The sequence below is a fragment of the Serratia sp. 1D1416 genome, from assembly GCF_003641105.1.
In the GTDB taxonomy this organism is placed as follows: Bacteria; Pseudomonadota; Gammaproteobacteria; order Enterobacterales; family Enterobacteriaceae; genus Serratia; species Serratia ficaria.
The window spans coordinates 4529408-4544435 of the sequence record NZ_CP032738.1 but is presented as its reverse complement, the minus strand read 5'-3'; the positions used below and the strand labels follow the sequence as shown (position 1 = coordinate 4544435).

15 protein-coding genes are annotated in these 15028 nt (G+C 57.9%); 8 read left to right on the top strand and 7 right to left on the bottom strand.

Features of this window, described 5'->3' with window-relative positions; genetic code table 11:
- Positions 1 to 158 precede the first annotated feature (158 nt).
- Both D7I37_RS21950 and dadX read left to right on the top strand, forming a co-directional pair.
- Entirely contained in the window at positions 159 to 1463 is a 1305-nt protein-coding gene (locus D7I37_RS21950; protein ID WP_129544354.1) for a D-amino acid dehydrogenase, read from the top strand.
- 78 nt (positions 1464 to 1541) lie between these two features.
- On the top strand, positions 1542 to 2615 hold the full coding sequence (gene dadX, locus D7I37_RS21945; RefSeq protein WP_061794523.1) for a catabolic alanine racemase DadX: 1074 nt from the start codon (positions 1542 to 1544) through the stop codon (positions 2613 to 2615).
- A gap of 3 nt (positions 2616 to 2618) precedes the next feature.
- On the opposite strand, the gene D7I37_RS21940 is transcribed toward dadX, so the two are convergent.
- The gene (locus D7I37_RS21940) at positions 2619 to 3812 is read right to left on the bottom strand and encodes a multidrug effflux MFS transporter (protein ID WP_095097849.1); all 1194 of its coding nucleotides are present in this window, start codon (positions 3810 to 3812) and stop codon (positions 2619 to 2621) included.
- A gap of 76 nt (positions 3813 to 3888) precedes the next feature.
- Positions 3889 to 4449: a 3'-5' exonuclease gene (locus tag D7I37_RS21935; RefSeq protein WP_061794521.1), complete on the bottom strand. Its 561-nt coding sequence runs from the start codon at positions 4447 to 4449 to the stop codon at positions 3889 to 3891.
- Positions 4450 to 4578: 129 nt separating this feature from the next.
- Here D7I37_RS21935 and D7I37_RS21930 point away from each other — a divergent pair, with 129 nt between their 5' ends.
- Complete coding sequence (locus D7I37_RS21930; RefSeq protein WP_129544353.1) at positions 4579 to 4800, top strand: hypothetical protein; 222 nt, start codon at positions 4579 to 4581, stop codon at positions 4798 to 4800.
- On the opposite strand, the gene D7I37_RS21925 is transcribed toward D7I37_RS21930, so the two are convergent.
- The gene (locus tag D7I37_RS21925) at positions 4788 to 5270 is read right to left on the bottom strand and encodes a hypothetical protein (protein ID WP_061794520.1); all 483 of its coding nucleotides are present in this window, start codon (positions 5268 to 5270) and stop codon (positions 4788 to 4790) included. The two genes, D7I37_RS21930 and D7I37_RS21925, sit on opposite strands and share 13 nt — an antisense overlap.
- A gap of 227 nt (positions 5271 to 5497) precedes the next feature.
- Between D7I37_RS21925 and D7I37_RS21920 the strand changes: the two genes are divergently transcribed.
- A complete protein-coding gene (locus D7I37_RS21920; protein ID WP_061794519.1) occupies positions 5498 to 5791 on the top strand; it encodes a hypothetical protein in 294 nt (97 codons plus the stop codon).
- Between the two features lie 420 nt (positions 5792 to 6211).
- On the top strand, positions 6212 to 8329 hold the full coding sequence (locus D7I37_RS21915) for a TonB-dependent siderophore receptor (protein WP_061794518.1): 2118 nt from the start codon (positions 6212 to 6214) through the stop codon (positions 8327 to 8329).
- 51 nt (positions 8330 to 8380) lie between these two features.
- On the opposite strand, the gene D7I37_RS21910 is transcribed toward D7I37_RS21915, so the two are convergent.
- On the bottom strand, positions 8381 to 8557 hold the full coding sequence (locus tag D7I37_RS21910) for a GhoT/OrtT family toxin (protein WP_073970211.1): 177 nt from the start codon (positions 8555 to 8557) through the stop codon (positions 8381 to 8383).
- Positions 8558 to 8895: 338 nt separating this feature from the next.
- On the opposite strand from D7I37_RS21910, the gene D7I37_RS21905 reads away from it, so the two are divergent.
- The 3 genes from D7I37_RS21905 (at position 8896) to D7I37_RS21895 (ending at position 10730) form a co-directional block, all read left to right on the top strand.
- On the top strand, positions 8896 to 9057 hold the full coding sequence (locus tag D7I37_RS21905; RefSeq protein WP_073970210.1) for a YqaE/Pmp3 family membrane protein: 162 nt from the start codon (positions 8896 to 8898) through the stop codon (positions 9055 to 9057).
- Between the two features lie 295 nt (positions 9058 to 9352).
- Positions 9353 to 9904, top strand: a complete 552-nt coding sequence (locus D7I37_RS21900) for a GNAT family N-acetyltransferase (protein WP_061794517.1) — start codon at positions 9353 to 9355, stop codon at positions 9902 to 9904.
- Between the two features lie 136 nt (positions 9905 to 10040).
- On the top strand, positions 10041 to 10730 hold the full coding sequence (locus D7I37_RS21895; RefSeq protein WP_061794516.1) for an alpha/beta hydrolase: 690 nt from the start codon (positions 10041 to 10043) through the stop codon (positions 10728 to 10730).
- 122 nt (positions 10731 to 10852) lie between these two features.
- Here the strand turns inward: D7I37_RS21895 and D7I37_RS21890 are convergent, their stop codons facing one another.
- The 3 genes from D7I37_RS21890 to yeaG form a co-directional block, all read right to left on the bottom strand.
- Positions 10853 to 11083, bottom strand: a complete 231-nt coding sequence (locus tag D7I37_RS21890; protein WP_095097837.1) for a biofilm development regulator YmgB/AriR family protein — start codon at positions 11081 to 11083, stop codon at positions 10853 to 10855.
- 382 nt (positions 11084 to 11465) lie between these two features.
- Complete coding sequence (locus tag D7I37_RS21885) at positions 11466 to 12731, bottom strand: YeaH/YhbH family protein (protein ID WP_129544352.1); 1266 nt, start codon at positions 12729 to 12731, stop codon at positions 11466 to 11468.
- A gap of 131 nt (positions 12732 to 12862) precedes the next feature.
- A complete protein-coding gene (gene yeaG / locus D7I37_RS21880; RefSeq protein WP_061794513.1) occupies positions 12863 to 14797 on the bottom strand; it encodes a protein kinase YeaG in 1935 nt (644 codons plus the stop codon).
- Positions 14798 to 15028 lie beyond the last annotated feature (231 nt).

Below are 15028 nucleotides of genomic sequence, written 5' to 3'. Positions count from 1 at the left end.
TTTGGGCTGAGCTATTGCAAAAAAAGCCGCCATCAACGATAAATTAATTGTGAATGTTGTCACGTTTGATAACGAAGTTGTTGGACGGATTTTTCCACTGAGTTAATTTCCTGTGAGCAGAAGATTATGCTTTGTGAAGCCTTGGGCCGGAGTCAGCGATGCGTGTGGTAATTTTAGGTAGTGGAGTGGTGGGCGTAGCCAGCGCCTGGTATTTGGCGAAGGCGGGTCACGAGGTGACGGTGCTCGATCGTCAACCGGGGCCGGCGATGGAAACCAGCGCAGCGAACGCCGGGCAGATCTCGCCGGGCTACGCCGCGCCCTGGGCGGCGCCGGGCGTGCCGCTGAAGGCCATCAAATGGATGTTCCAGCGCCATGCGCCGCTGGCGGTCCGCCTGGACGGCAGCAGCTTCCAGCTAAGCTGGATGTGGCAGATGCTGAAAAACTGCAACACCGAACATTACATGACCAACAAGGGCCGCATGGTGCGCCTGGCGGAATACAGCCGCGACTGCATCAAGGCGCTGCGCCAGGAAACCGGCATCCAGTACGAAGGCCGCCAGGGCGGTACGCTGCAGCTGTTCCGCACCCAGCAACAGTTTGAAAACGCCGCCAAGGACATCGCCGTGTTGGAAGACGCCGGGGTGCCTTACCAGCTGCTGGAGTCCAGCCAGCTGGCCACTGCCGAACCGGCGTTGGCGCAGGTGGCCCACAAGCTGACCGGCGGCCTGCGGCTGCCCAACGACGAAACCGGCGACTGCCAGCTGTTTACCCAGCAGTTGGCGAAAATGGCGCAACAGGCTGGCGTGACCTTCCTGTACAACCGCAGCGTCGATCGCCTGCTGGTGGACGGCGACAAAATCGCCGGCGTGCAGTGCGGCGAAGAGGTGTTCAACGCCGACAGCTACGTGGTGGCTTTCGGCTCTTACTCCACCGCATTGCTGTGCGGCCTGGTCTCGATCCCCGTCTACCCGCTGAAGGGCTACTCGCTGACCATTCCCATTACCGATGAAGCGGCGGCGCCGTTTTCCACGGTGCTGGATGAAACGTATAAAATCGCCATCACCCGTTTCGACCAACGCATTCGCGTCGGCGGCATGGCGGAGATCGTCGGTTTTAATACCCAGCTTGAGCAAAAGCGCCGTGAAACGTTGGAAATGGTGGTGCGCGATCTGTATCCGAACGGCGGACGGGTGGAAGAAGCGACCTTCTGGACCGGCCTGCGCCCGATGACGCCGGACGGCACCCCGATCGTCGGCCGCACGTCGTTGAAGAACCTGTTCCTCAATACCGGCCACGGTACGCTGGGCTGGACCATGGCCTGCGGGTCCGGGCAGCTGCTGGCTGATTTGATCTCCGGCGTCACGCCGGCGATCCCTTCCGAAGACCTGGCGGTGGCGCGTTACAGCGCCGGGTTTCGCCATCCGCATGCCGCCCCGTTGAACGACGCGCATGCCGCGCGTTAATCGCTGAATCGACATTTATGATGTTTAGGTCACCGGCAACGACCGGTGACCGGCATCCGCAGGTCCGAAGGAGAACTCATGCCTCGCCCGATAAGCGCCACGCTGCACCTTGGCGCAATTGCAAATAACCTGCAGGTGGTTCGCCGCTTCGCCCCCGACGCCAAAGTCTGGTCGGTGGTCAAGGCCAACGCCTACGGCCATGGCATCGCACGCGTCTGGCGCAGCCTGGCGCAAACCGACGGTTTCGCCATGCTGGATCTCGCCGAAGCGGTGCTGCTGCGAGAGTCCGGTTGGCAAGGGCCGATCCTGCTGCTGGAAGGGTTCTTTCAGCCGCAGGATCTGGCGCTGCTCGACCGCTATCGGCTGACTACGGCGGTGCACAGCGATTGGCAGCTGGCGGCGATAGCCGAAGCCCGGCTGTCAGCGCCGCTGGAGGTGTATCTTAAAGTGAACAGCGGAATGAATCGTCTGGGGTTCGCCCCCGAGCGCCTGCACGGCGTCTGGCAGCAGGCGCAGGGCATCGCCAATATCGCCGGCATGACGGTGATGAGCCACTTCGCCACCGCCGACGGCCCGGAAGGGGTGCAGCAGCAGATGGCGACCATTGAAAACGCGGCGGCGGCGATCCCCTTGCCGCGCTGCCTGGCCAACTCGGCCGCCACGCTGTGGCATCCGGATACCCACGGCGGCTGGGTGCGGCCGGGGATCGTGCTCTACGGCGCGTCGCCGAGCGGCCGCTGGCGTGACATCGCCGCCAGCGGGCTGCAGCCGGCAATGACGCTGAGCAGCGAAATTATCGGCATTCAGCGGCTGAAAAGCGGCGATCGCGTTGGCTACGGCGGCCGCTACGGCGCCACCGGCGCGCAGCGCATCGGCGTAGTGGCCTGCGGCTATGCGGATGGTTATCCGCGCCATGCGCCAACCGGCACGCCGGTCTGGGTGGGGGGCGTGCTGACGCGCACTTTGGGCACGGTGTCGATGGATATGCTGGCGGTGGATCTGGCGCCTTGCCCGCAGGCTGAACTGGGCACCGAGGTGGAGCTGTGGGGACGGCGCCTGCCGGTGGACGATGTGGCCACCGCGGCAGGCACGCTGGGTTATGAACTGCTGACGGCGCTGGCGGCGCGGGTGCCGGTCGCCAGCGAAATCTGAGCCTTACGCCACCTTCCTGATGTGTCCTTTAATCTGTTTGCTGCGCTGCCGCGCGTGCAGCGCCAGCAAGCAGCCCGCCAACATCACCAGCGCCAGAGAAAGCTTGGGCTGCAGCGGCAACGCCATCGCCATCAGGCCCAGCGCGGCGCCGCCCGCCATTTGCACAAAGCCCACCAGCGCCGAGGCAACGCCCGCTTCATTGGAGTAGGGCTCCAACGCATAGCTGGTCGCCGGCCCCATCATGAACGCCAGCCCGGCACAGGCGCTGGCCACCGGCAGCATATAGGCCAGCCAATGCGCCTGAGCCGCGTCGGGCAGCAGGGCGACGCCCAACAGCAGGCCCAGGCAGCCTAATCCCATCAGAACGCCGCCGGTCGCCAGGCAAACGGGGCGACCGACCTTATGGATAATGCGGTTGGCGAAGAAGCTGACCAGCATGATCCAGAAGCCGTTGGCGCCGAACGCCAGCGAGAACTGCAGCGGCGTCAGGCCGGCGGTGCCCATCAGAACGTTGGGCGCCAGCGAGACATAGGTCAGCGCCATCCCCATGGCGCCGGCGTTTACCACGGCGAAGGACAGGAAGCGGCGGTCGCTGAGAATGCGGGCATATTGCCGCACCGGCAGTCCCTTGACCGGCACGGTGTCGGCCGGCCGCGTTTCCGGCAGGCGCAGGGCGATCAGCACCAGCACCAGCAGGGCATAGAGCACCAGGAACCAGAATGGCGCGCGCCAGCCGAAGGCTTCCGCCAGCAGGCCGCCGAGCAGCGGGGCCAGCGCCGGGATGATATTCAGCGTACCGTTGAGGAAACCGAAGGCGCGGGCGGCGTCATCGCCGTTCATGCGATCGCGCACGCCGCTGAAGGCGACGACGGCGGTGCAGCATACCGCCACCCCTTGCAGCAGGCGCGAGGCGATAAACACCGTCGGCGTCGTCGCCAGCGCGGCCATTGCCGCGCCGATCATATAGATGACGACGCCGGCCAGCGCCACAGGTTTGCGGCCATAGTTGTCCACCAGCGGCCCGGCGATGATCTGGCCGAGCCCCAGCACCAGGATGAACAGCGAGATGGTGGATTGGATCAGCGCTTCACTGCTGCCAAGGCCGACGGCGATGGCGGGGATGGTCGGCAGATAGAGATCAATGCCTAATGGGCCGAGCAACACCAGGCTGAGAAGCAGAAACAGAAACTTTTGCATAACGAAAAAGGCACGTCCGAGTGACAAAGAGGGCTAGAGTAGAGACTCCGGCGGAAAATGGAAAGGGGCAAGCGGGTCAGGCGTCCGGCGTCCGGCGGTAATACAGCGCGCAGACCGTATCCGCCACGTAGCGAGCCTGGTGTTTGGCGTCGTCCAGCGCGCGATGCGGCGTGCCTTCAAAGGGCCGCGCCTTTTTCGGGTTGAAGCCGTGCAGCTCCGCCAGGGTGATCACCGTGCGCACATCCTGAGTATCCCAGAATTTCCACGGACAGGGCATTGCCAACTGCTGAAAGGCGTGCTCGAGAATAGCGCAATCAAACTCTTTGCCGTTGCCCCACACTTTCACCGTATCGGTGCTGTGCATATGAATAAAACGGCTCAGGCCGGTCAGCACGCGCTTGAGGCTTTCACTGCCGCCGAACGCCAGCCTGCGCGCCTCATCGGACTGTTTCGCCCACCAGGCGACGGTATCCAGGCTGATGGTTCTGCCGGGCTGATCTTTCTGGCTGCTGACCGCCGCTTCGAATTCCGCGCCCAGCTCGCCGCTTTTGGGATCGAAAAACACCGCCGCGACCGCCAGGATCACCGCGCTGGGTTTTATATCCAGGGTTTCAATGTCTAACATCAGATGGTGCATCGGCGCTTCCTGCTGTGGGGATTATCGCCCTATGTTACTACAAAGAAAGCGCTTCAGCTCGCGGCGGGATCTGCCCCTGATGCGCGATAACGGCCGGTAGACTTATGAAATACTTCGAAACAGGTTAAAATGCGCGAATCAGGCTATGATGCTCTGGGTGCAATTTCAGGTTGGTCATTATCAGTGAGAACGCTTATTTTTGTTTTATGCATGCTGGGTTATCTGCTGGTACTGGGCTACCTTGGCGTGTTCGTCACTGACAAAATTTGTGAAAAATCGAACAACTACACCAAGGTCTGCCGGCTGGTGGACATTTCTGAACCCCATATTCCCGCCGTTCAGGCCAAATAATCGGTGGTGATCAACGGAGTCAGCACCGCCGCCAGCGCGAGCAGCGCGATCCATTGCTTCCACCCCAACTGCGCCAACCAATCCTGCCGCAGCGGCGGCGTCGCCAGTTGCCCCACCGCGACGGTGCCGGTAAACAGCAACGTCAGGAGTATCAGCACCAGCCCCCGACTCAGCGCATCAAATTCGACGTGCAACAGGTTGGCGTAATACAGACGCATCAGAATGAAGTAGGCCAACATCATCCAGGCGAAAATCACCTTTTTCTTCAGCACCTGTTGCAGCATGGCGCCGATGAACAGGCTGTGGGCCAGCGACAGGAGCGGCCGTTCAAAAGGGTGGCGCACGCACAGGTTATAAACCGCCATATAGATATTGAAGATCAACAGCGTATACACGGCATAGATATACCAGCCGTAGATGACCTTGAGTTTCTTGCGGGATGGCGGGGTAGATAAGTCGTCCGATTTCATTGATGCCTCCTGAACTGGCCGCGCGACGCCTGTCGTTTTCAAATGACGGCAGGGCGGTTTGATTGGAAATCCACAGGGTATATATCACCCGCTCGCTAAATGAAAATTAAACGCTGCGCCGGCTTTATTTTGGCCGATGCGGGGAACTTATTTCGGCTCTCCAGGTCTGCTTAAACGGAGAGACCGCAGCGCTTGCTGATGCAAGAATTTAAGAGTAATGCATTGATATGAAAGACTATAAAAACCATGCGACCACCAAGTTCCTGATGCTGTTCACCCTGGCCATCTATGGTTTTTTACCGCCGGTGCTGACCACCTATTTTTGCGAATACTTTAACCTTAATCCGTTCTCGATCATCAAATTCTGGCACTTCAATCCCTTTGCCGCCGATCGCGGCATTCCCACCTATCAAACCTTTCTCTATCTGCTGGCGCTGTGGTGGGTGCTCAACCTCGCGTTGTGGCTCGTCCTGTGGGCCGGCTTTCGCGGCTATGCCCGCTGGATCGGCCCACGGCGTTAACCGGCGGGGGCTGCAGTAAAGTTGCAGACAGAAAGCACTTTACATCTTTTGTTGAGAGCGATTATCATTATCGTCGTCGATGAGGGGAAGAGGGTTGTCTCCTTATGTGCCCCCCGCATCGGCACGACATTGCTCACATTGCTTCCAGTTTAATTGCCAGCCTCGCGCTGGCATTTTTTTATCCCTATTATTTCAGCGTATTAATGCGGGCAGCGCCGGGAGGGAACCGGGCGCTTAGCCGGCTTATAAAAAGTCTCTATATATTCTAACTTTGTATTGATAAAGATAATAATTATCATTAATGTTTTCTTTTTGTTGCATACAGCACACCGATAATACCTCGGCGGTTGCCGCCAGCCAGCGTTGCTGACACGGGACCTCATACGGTGTGGTTTCATGGTTTTTACTAGGGATTACAGCATGTCCGCATCTTTTACGGTGAAACGGCCTCACCTTCTCTGCTCGCTGGCGATTTTCCTGCCGCTTGCCTCTTTCGCTGAAGATACGCTGGTCGTCACGGCGCAGCCCGCCGATACGGCGGATGCCGCCACCCAGGGCTATCAGGCGACCACCAGCCAGGGAGCCACCAAGACCGACAAGCCGCTGATCCTGACGGCGCAGTCGGTATCGGTCGTCACCCGCCAGCAGATGACCGACCAACATAGCCAGACGGTCAACGACGCCTTGAAATATACCCCGGGGGTATTCACCAATTTCGCCGGCGGCGCCACGCGCTATGACACCATCGCGCTGCGCGGTTTTCACGGCGGCGACGTCAACAACACCTTCCTCGATGGGCTGCGCCTGCTGAGCGACGGCGGCACCTACAACGCGCTGCAGGTCGACCCCTGGTTCCTGGAGCGAATAGACGTGATTAAGGGGCCGTCCTCGGTGATGTACGGGCAGAGCATTCCCGGCGGCCTGGTCGCCCTGACCTCCAAGCGGCCGCAGTTCGCCAGCGAGGGGCACCTCAACGCCATGGCCGGTAATAACGCCACCCAGGGCGCCGCCTTCGATCTGACCGGCCCGCTGTCGGAACACTGGGCCTATCGGTTGACCGGCATGACCCGCAGCAGCGACACCATGTACGATCATCAACGTGAAGAGCGTTACGCCATTTCGCCTTCGCTGCTGTGGCAACCGGATGAAAACACCTCGTTGTTGCTGAAAGCTTATCTGCAGAAAGATCCGTCCGGCGGTTATCACAGCGCGGTGCCGGCCGACGGCAGCATTTATTCCAGCAAGGGCGACAAGCTGGGGCGCGGGTTCTTTGACGGCGAGAGCAGCCGCAACCTGTTTAAACGCTGGGAACAGATCTACAGCTATGCTTTTTCGCACGCGTTCAACGATGTCTGGACCTTCCGGCAGAACGCCAGCTATACCCATTCCAACGTCGAGCTGCAGCAGGTTTACCAGATTGGCTGGAACGAGCAGCACAGCGAACTGAACCGTTACTACAGCGGTTCGTCGACCTCTCTGGACGCCTTCGCCATCGATAACCAGCTGGAGGCCGATTTCGCCACCGGGCCGGTGGACCACAAGGTGATGCTGGGAGTGGATTACCAGCGTTTCCGCAACAATCTGTGGGATGAGTCGGCCGGGGCGACCCCGCTCAACCCTTACACCGGCGTCTCCGGCGGGCCGGCGCTGAGCAACCTGGTCCATACCGACTCCCGACGCCATTATGAACAGGCGGGCGTTTACCTGCAGGATGAAATCAGCTTGAATAGCTGGTATCTGAATCTGGCCGGGCGCTTCGATCGCATGGAATCGAAAAATACCGTGCTCAATACCGGCTCCAGCGACGCGCGCACCGACGACAACTTCAGCGGCCGCGCATCGCTGCTGTATCACTTTGACAACGGCTTCTCGCCTTACGCCAGCTACAGCACCGCAGTGACGCCGGAGGCCCTGGCCGATCAGAGCGGCCATATGCTGAAGCCGAGCAGCAGCGAGCAGTACGAAGTGGGGGTGAAATATCAGGCGCCGGGCAGTGCGTCAATTTACAGCGTGGCGCTGTACGATCTCACGCAGAAGGATGTCGCCAACCGCGTGGTGCAGCAAAGTTATTATGTCCCGGCGGGCAAAGTGCATTCCCAGGGCATAGAACTGGAGGCGCGCAGCAAAATCACCGATCGCCTGGACCTGATTGCCGGCTATACCTACAACAAAGTGAAATTCAAGGATGCGGTTGACGGCAACGATGGCAACACGCCGTATCTGGCGCCAAACCAAATGGCTTCCGTATGGGGCCAATACGACGCGGGCTACGGGCTGAATGTGGGCGCCGGCGTGCGTTATATCGGCAAGCAATGGGCGGATAACGAAAATACGCTGCGCATACCGTCGGTAACGCTGGTGGATGCGTCGGTAAGGATGAATCTGGACCGCGTCAACAGCGCGCTGAAAGGGGCCTACGTGCAGTTGAACGTCAATAACCTGACCGATCGTAAATATGTCGCCGCCTGTTATGGCACCGGCTATTGCTATTGGGGGGCCGAACGTTCGGTGGTGGCGAGCGTAGGGTACGACTTTTAAGCGCGGGCGATGGATGCCCCGTCGGTTGTCCGGCGGGGTAGTCAGGCTGCGTCAGAACAGGGAAAACAGCAACACCACCGGCAGGCTCAACGGCCAGGTTAAACCGATGGTCAGCGCGCTGATAAAGCGGATTTTGACGGTGTCCCGGCTAACCAGATAGGTGAAAACCATAGAAACTAAAAGGCCAATTAAATAAAAATATTGTGTTGCAACCCACAGCGACGACATGAAACCCGATCCCAGTTGTATTTTTCAGCCGCGAATTCTAGGAGCTTAATTTTTTATAATCAATGGCCGAAGGCCGTTAATTCAAACCTTTATTTATAACCATTTATTTGGCATGGATATGAATAAATCCCCGTTATTTAGCCGATTTCCGCGATTACAACAGTAAATCAATAACATAGTTACCGGTAACATCGATTGGCGCCCGACAGTCTGAACTTAACCCTGACTAATTCATGGGTATAAGCCGCGGGGACCTCGAACGGGCAGGGGCGCAAATTTGAAAACGGTAATCCGATGTAATATGTTGATCCGGCATCAACCCTTAAAGGAGAAGTGAGATGAGTTTCTGGAGGATCGTTTTCACCATCATTCTGCCCCCGCTGGGCGTATTGCTCGATAAGGGCATCGGCGGCGCTTTTATCCTCAACATCATCCTGACTCTGTTGGGTTATATACCCGGCCTGATCCACGCTTTCTGGATCCAGACCCGGCAGTCGTAACCCCGTACTGCACCAACAACCCTGGCCGACGCGCCGGGGTTTTTTATTCGCGAACATGATCAATGAATGTTAAGACCGTAGACGAATAGCCACGAAAACAGCAGCGCCAGCAGGCATGCCATAAAGAGTATGGAGATCATTTCCTTCACGTCTACATTCCTTTTCCCGATCTACTGAGTGATTTGTCTTTGTTTTTTCATGATATTTTAGATCGCGATAGGTAAAATTCCTAGTTCTAATGTTTTTTTTCGGCCGATGAGCCATAACGTGCCCGGCAGAATGAGGGAGGTGTATCCTGACAGTGCCAATGTTAACCACGCCCCGCCTGGTGTTGCGGCCGCTGACGATCGACGATGCCGGGGATATTCAGCGGCTGTTTCCCCATTGGGAAATCGTGCGGCATATGACCCGTCGAATCCCCTGGCCTTACCCGAAGGAGGGGGCGCTGAATTTTCTGCAGCACGCGGCATTGCCGGCCATGGCGAGCGGCAACGCCTGGTTTTGGTCCATCAGGCGCAGGGAGGCCGATGGCCAGCTGATTGGCGTCATCAATCTCAGCCTCGGCAGCGCCGACAACCGCGGCTTTTGGCTGGCGCGGGAATGGCAGCGCCAGGGGTTGATGAGCGAAGCCTGTTACGCCGTAACGGAATACTGGTTCAACGTTCTGGGGCAGGAACGCTTGCAGGTATCTAAAGCCGCAGCTAACGCCGCCTCCCGGCGGCTCTCGGAAAAAACGGGCATGCGGCTGGTGGCGACCGAACGGCGTGACTACGTCGGCGGGAGCATGGACACCGAGATTTGGTCGATTACCCGGGCAGAATGGAATGCCGGGCCCGGCCGGCGCTAACTATTCGCAGCTATTGCCGAATGGCTCAAGGGCAACTATATACAAAGGGTATGGCCTGGCATATCACTCGGATGTCGGGCTTCAGGGGGCCTATCCGCGTTTGCGCAAGGCCCTTCACGTGACACAAGGATTCGCAATGAGCACAAAACCTACCGTCGTTCTGGTTCACGGATTCTGGGGCGGAGCGGCGCACTGGAGCAAAGTCATTCTTGAACTGTCACGCCGGGGCTATGAGTCGATTCATGCCGTCGAGATGCCATTAACCTCCCTGGCTGATGATGCGGAGCGCACGCGCAAAATGGTCGCTCAGCAGCGCGGGCCGGTATTGCTGGTGGGGCATTCCTATGGCGGCGCGGTGATTACGGAAATGGGCAATCAGCCGAACGTGGTCGGGCTGGTTTATATCGCCGCCTTCGCGCCGGATGCCGGTGAAAGCGCCGGTGGCATCACGCAGCAGTATCCTCCGGCGGCGGCGGCGAACCTGGCGCCCGACAGCGACGGTTATCTATGGGTAAAAACCGACAAGTTCCACCAGAGCTTTTGCCAGGATCTGTCCGCCGATGAAGCGCTGGTGATGGCGGTGGCGCAAAAGGCGCCGCTGGCCAGCACCTTCGGCAATCCCGTCAGCGAACCGGCGTGGAAGCACAAACCCTCGTGGTATCAGATTTCCAGCGACGATCGGATGATTGCGCCTGAAAATCAGCAACGAATGGCGGGGCGGCTACGGGCGAAAAAGGTGATTACGCTGGGCGCCAGCCATGCGTCCCTGGCGTCGCATCCGCAGCAAATCGCGGCTTTGATTGATGAGGCCGCGGGCTCGCTATAAAACCGCCGGCGCGCAATTCAAGGATAAACGCTGGGGCCGGGATGACAGTTGATGATCAACATGAACCCGAAAACCACGGCGACGGCGATCAACGCATAAAGTTCGAATTTTCGCATCTCGCGCTACCGCCCGTTGACGCCGATAACCTCAATGGCGGCGCGGTACAGTTTCTGGAAGTAGTCATCGGACTGTCTTTCTACCTCGTGCAACAGGTAAGAGATCAGGTTTTGCTTGCTGATGGGCTTGTTGGATGAGAGCACCTGGATAACGCTTTTGCCAATCAGGCAACAGATTTGCGTACGGTATTCGTCAACGTCATTCTCGTTGAGACCGTAGAGGGAATAGTCGATCATTATCTAAACCTGGTGAAATTTAATTGCCCGCAGAAGCGGGCGGAGAAGCCATAAAAAATAAAATCGGGCAAATTTCACTTAGGTACATGCCTGAGTGACATGTTAACGATAACGTACTAAGAATATTCCTATCAAGCATCTCCGTCCTTCAGACGGCTGTTTCGGAAAAACCTCAAAAAAATCCCGAAACAGGTTCGGGAGAAACCACGGTATGAGTTCGAAGGCTTATAAGCGCCTTTGGTTATAAGTTTAGTTCGTTAGGTTATTAGCCGCTGAAAAAATAAAACTCCGCCCGATGTGAATGAGCGGTTTTCACGCCGCCGGCTCGCGAATAAAAAGCCGGCAAGATTTGCCGGCTGATTTTTAAAAGGGGAGTGACGCATTACGCGGTCTGTTTGTGGAACAGCTCGCGGAATACCGGATAGATATCGTCCGGCTCGCGGATGTGCTGCATGGCGAAATTGTCGAATTTTGCCTGCAAATCTTCATATTCGCGCCACAGCGTTTGGTGAGCGCGGCGGGTGATTTCGATATAGCTGTAGTAACGCACCATCGGCAAAATTTTCTTCGCCAGCAGCTCGTGACACAGCGGCGAGTCATCGGCCCAGTTGTCGCCGTCCGACGCCTGTGCGGCGTAGATGTTCCACTGCGCGGGGTCGTAACGCTCCTCGACCACGTCATTCATCAGCTTCAGCGCGCTGGAAACGATGGTGCCGCCGGTTTCCTGCGAGTAGAAGAACTCTTGCTCATCCACTTCCTTGGCCTGCGTATGGTGGCGGATATACACCACTTCAACGTTCTTGTAGGTGCGGCTCAGGAACAGATACAGCAGGATGTAGAAACGCTTCGCCATATCCTTGGTGGCCTGATCCATCGAGCCGGACACGTCCATCAGGCAGAACATCACCGCCTGGCTGGACGGTTCCGGCCGGCGCTCATAGTTTTTGTAACGCAGGTCGAAGGTGTCGATAAAAGGCACGCTTTCGATTTTCTTGCGCAGCTCGGCGATCTCTTTGCGCAGCCGTTCCTCCTCCAGCAGCTGCACCGGCTCGGTGTTTTCCAACTGGCTGAGCTCATCCTCCAGCTCGTGCAGGGCGCGCCTTTTCCCGGCGGTCATGGCGGTGCGCCGCGCCAGCGAGTTCTGCAACGAACGCACGACGCTGATGTTGGCCGGCACGCCGTTGGCGGTGTAGCCGGCGCGGTGAGTTTTAAACTCCGTCAGCTGCTTGTACTGATTTTTTTTCAGGTTGGGCAGCGCCAGGTCTTCAAACAGCAGGTCGAGATATTCATCCTTGGAGATCTGGAAGACAAATTCGTCTTCGCCTTCGCCGTCCTGGCTGGCGTTGCTCTGGCCGCCGCCGCCACCGCCGCCCTGCGGGCGTTCGACGCGGTCATTTTGCACGAAGTGATCGTTGCCCGGATGCACACGGTGGCGCGTGCCGCCGCGCCCCTGATGGAACATCGGTTCGTTGATATCGTCCGTGGGGATCGAAACCGACTCCCCGCTGTCTACGTCGGTGACCGAACGCTTGTTGATGGCTTCGGCAATCGACTGTTTGATTTGCGACTTGTAACGGCGCAAGAAGCGCTGGCGGTTCACCATGCTCTTGTTTTTGCCGTTAAGCCGTCGATCAATGAAATAGGCCATACTTCCCCCAAACGACGTTGCCAACTCTTCATGTCCTTTACGCGGCGGCGCAATGGTCCGGTCCGTCCCTGGACCCCGCCGCAGCGTAAAAACGTTGGACATGGCCCTGATAATGCCGACTCGCTATGGCGTTATGAGGATTTTCTGACCCGCAGATACCATTCGCACAGCAGGCGAACCTGTTTGCGGGTATAGCCTTTCTCCATCATGCGATCGACGAAATCGTCGTGCTTTTTCTGCTCATCCGTCGAGGTCTTGGCGTTAAAGGAAATCACCGGCAGCAGCTCTTCGGTGTTGGAGAACATTTTCTTCTCGATCACCGTGCGCAGCTTCTCGTAGCTGGTCCAGTTAGGGTTGCGGCCGCTGTTGTTGGCGCGGGCGCGCAGCACGAAGTTGACGATTTCGTTGCGGAAATCTTTCGGGTTGCTGATGCCGGCCGGTTTCTCTATTTTCTCCAGTTCCGCGTTGAGGGATTCGCGGTCGAACAGTTGACCGGTATCCGGATCACGGTACTCCTGATCCTGGATCCAGAAGTCCGCATAGGTCACGTAGCGGTCAAAAATGTTCTGACCGTATTCCGAGTAGGATTCCAGGTAGGCGGTCTGGATCTCTTTACCGATAAACTCGGCGTATTTCGGGATCAGATAGCCTTTCAGGTGCTCCAGGTATTTCTCCGCCTGATCCTGCGGGAACTGCTCGCGCTCGATCTGCTGTTCCAGCACGTAGAACAGGTGTACCGGGTTAGCCGCCACCTCGGCGTGATCGAAGTTGAACACCCGCGACAAAATCTTGAAGGCGAAGCGCGTGGAGAGGCCGTTCATGCCTTCATCAACCCCGGCATAGTCGCGGTATTCCTGATACGACTTGGCCTTCGGATCGGTGTCTTTCAGGCTTTCGCCGTCATAGACCCGCATCTTCGAGTAGATGCTGGAGTTTTCCGGCTCTTTCAGCCGCGACAGCACGGTAAAGCGCGCCAGCGTTTCCAGCGTGCCCGGGGCGCATGGCGCATGGGTCAGCTCACTGTGGTCCAGCAGTTTGTCGTAGATTTTGATCTCTTCCGACACCCGCAGGCAGTAAGGCACCTTGACGATGTAGACGCGGTCGAGGAACGCCTCGTTGTTCTTGTTGTTGCGGAAGGTGACCCATTCCGATTCGTTGGAGTGCGCCAGAATAATGCCGCTGAACGGCAGGGCGGAGATGCCTTCGGTACCGTTGTAGTTGCCTTCCTGAGTGGCGGTCAACAGCGGATGCAGCACCTTGATCGGCGCCTTGAACATCTCCACGAACTCCATGATCCCCTGGTTGGCCCGGCACAGGGCGCCGGAGTATCCGTAGGCGTCGGGATCGTTTTGCGCGTGGTTTTCCAGCTTGCGGATATCCACCTTGCCGACCAGCGCGGAGATGTCCTGGTTGTTCTCATCGCCCGGTTCGGTTTTGGCGATGGCGATCTGTTCCAGAATGGAAGGGCGCACCTTCACCACTTTGAACTTGGTGATGTCGCCGCCGAACTCATGCAGGCGCTTCGCCGCCCACGGCGACATGATGGTGCCGAGATAGCGGTTGGGGATGTTGTATTCTTTTTCCAGAATAGAGGCATCCTCCTGCGGATTGAACAGGCACAGCGGATGATCGTTTACCGGGCTGCGCTCGCCGTTGGCGCTCAGGGTATAAATCGGCACGCGCTGCATCAGCGCCTTCAGGCGTTCAGCCAGCGATGACTTCCCGCCGCCGACCGGGCCCAGCAGGTACAGGATCTGTTTCTTCTCTTCAAGGCCCTGCGCGGCGTGTCTCAGGTAAGAAACGATCTGTTCGATCGCTTCCTCCATGCCGTAGAACTCCTCGAAGGCCGGATAGCGTGCGATCACGCGGTTGGAGAACAGGCGAGACATGCGTGACTCAAGCGCGGTGTCCACCATAACTGGTTCACCGATAGCCATCAGCAGACGTTCGGCCGCATTGGCATATGCACTGCGATCTTGCCGGCAAATGGTAAGAAATTCCTGCAGTGTGAACTCTTCGTCCTTGGCAGCTTCGTAGCGCTGGCGATAGTGGTCAAATATGTTCATGGCGATGCCCGTCCTTTCGTTATTAGCACAGGTTAAAAAGGGAACTGGTGATCGTGTTCTGGCTCCCGAAAGAATGAAGATATACCTGAGTACAGCAACCCGTATGCCAACTTGGTGCGCTTATTATCGCGAGTTGCGCTGTATTGCCACTGGGCTCAGGATAAATTCACCTTCTGATTTAAGCTTAGTTGGCATACCGAAAAATTTCCTGCGACAGAAAAAGCTTTTTTT

Bases quoted from the DNA above. Each gene is read 5' to 3' on its own strand.
- D7I37_RS21950 (WP_129544354.1), top strand. From the start codon at position 159: ATGCGTGTGGTAATTTTAGGTAGTGGAGTGGTGGGCGTAGCCAGCGCC.
- dadX (WP_061794523.1), top strand. From the start codon at position 1,542: ATGCCTCGCCCGATAAGCGCCACGCTGCACCTTGGCGCAATTGCAAAT.
- D7I37_RS21940 (WP_095097849.1), bottom strand. From the start codon at position 3,812: ATGCAAAAGTTTCTGTTTCTGCTTCTCAGCCTGGTGTTGCTCGGCCCA.
- D7I37_RS21935 (WP_061794521.1), bottom strand. From the start codon at position 4,449: ATGCACCATCTGATGTTAGACATTGAAACCCTGGATATAAAACCCAGC.
- D7I37_RS21930 (WP_129544353.1), top strand. From the start codon at position 4,579: ATGCGCGAATCAGGCTATGATGCTCTGGGTGCAATTTCAGGTTGGTCA.
- D7I37_RS21925 (WP_061794520.1), bottom strand. From the start codon at position 5,270: ATGAAATCGGACGACTTATCTACCCCGCCATCCCGCAAGAAACTCAAG.
- D7I37_RS21920 (WP_061794519.1), top strand. From the start codon at position 5,498: ATGAAAGACTATAAAAACCATGCGACCACCAAGTTCCTGATGCTGTTC.
- D7I37_RS21915 (WP_061794518.1), top strand. From the start codon at position 6,212: ATGTCCGCATCTTTTACGGTGAAACGGCCTCACCTTCTCTGCTCGCTG.
- D7I37_RS21910 (WP_073970211.1), bottom strand. From the start codon at position 8,557: ATGTCGTCGCTGTGGGTTGCAACACAATATTTTTATTTAATTGGCCTT.
- D7I37_RS21905 (WP_073970210.1), top strand. From the start codon at position 8,896: ATGAGTTTCTGGAGGATCGTTTTCACCATCATTCTGCCCCCGCTGGGC.
- D7I37_RS21895 (WP_061794516.1), top strand. From the start codon at position 10,041: ATGAGCACAAAACCTACCGTCGTTCTGGTTCACGGATTCTGGGGCGGA.
- D7I37_RS21890 (WP_095097837.1), bottom strand. From the start codon at position 11,083: ATGATCGACTATTCCCTCTACGGTCTCAACGAGAATGACGTTGACGAA.
- D7I37_RS21885 (WP_129544352.1), bottom strand. From the start codon at position 12,731: ATGGCCTATTTCATTGATCGACGGCTTAACGGCAAAAACAAGAGCATG.
- yeaG (WP_061794513.1), bottom strand. From the start codon at position 14,797: ATGAACATATTTGACCACTATCGCCAGCGCTACGAAGCTGCCAAGGAC.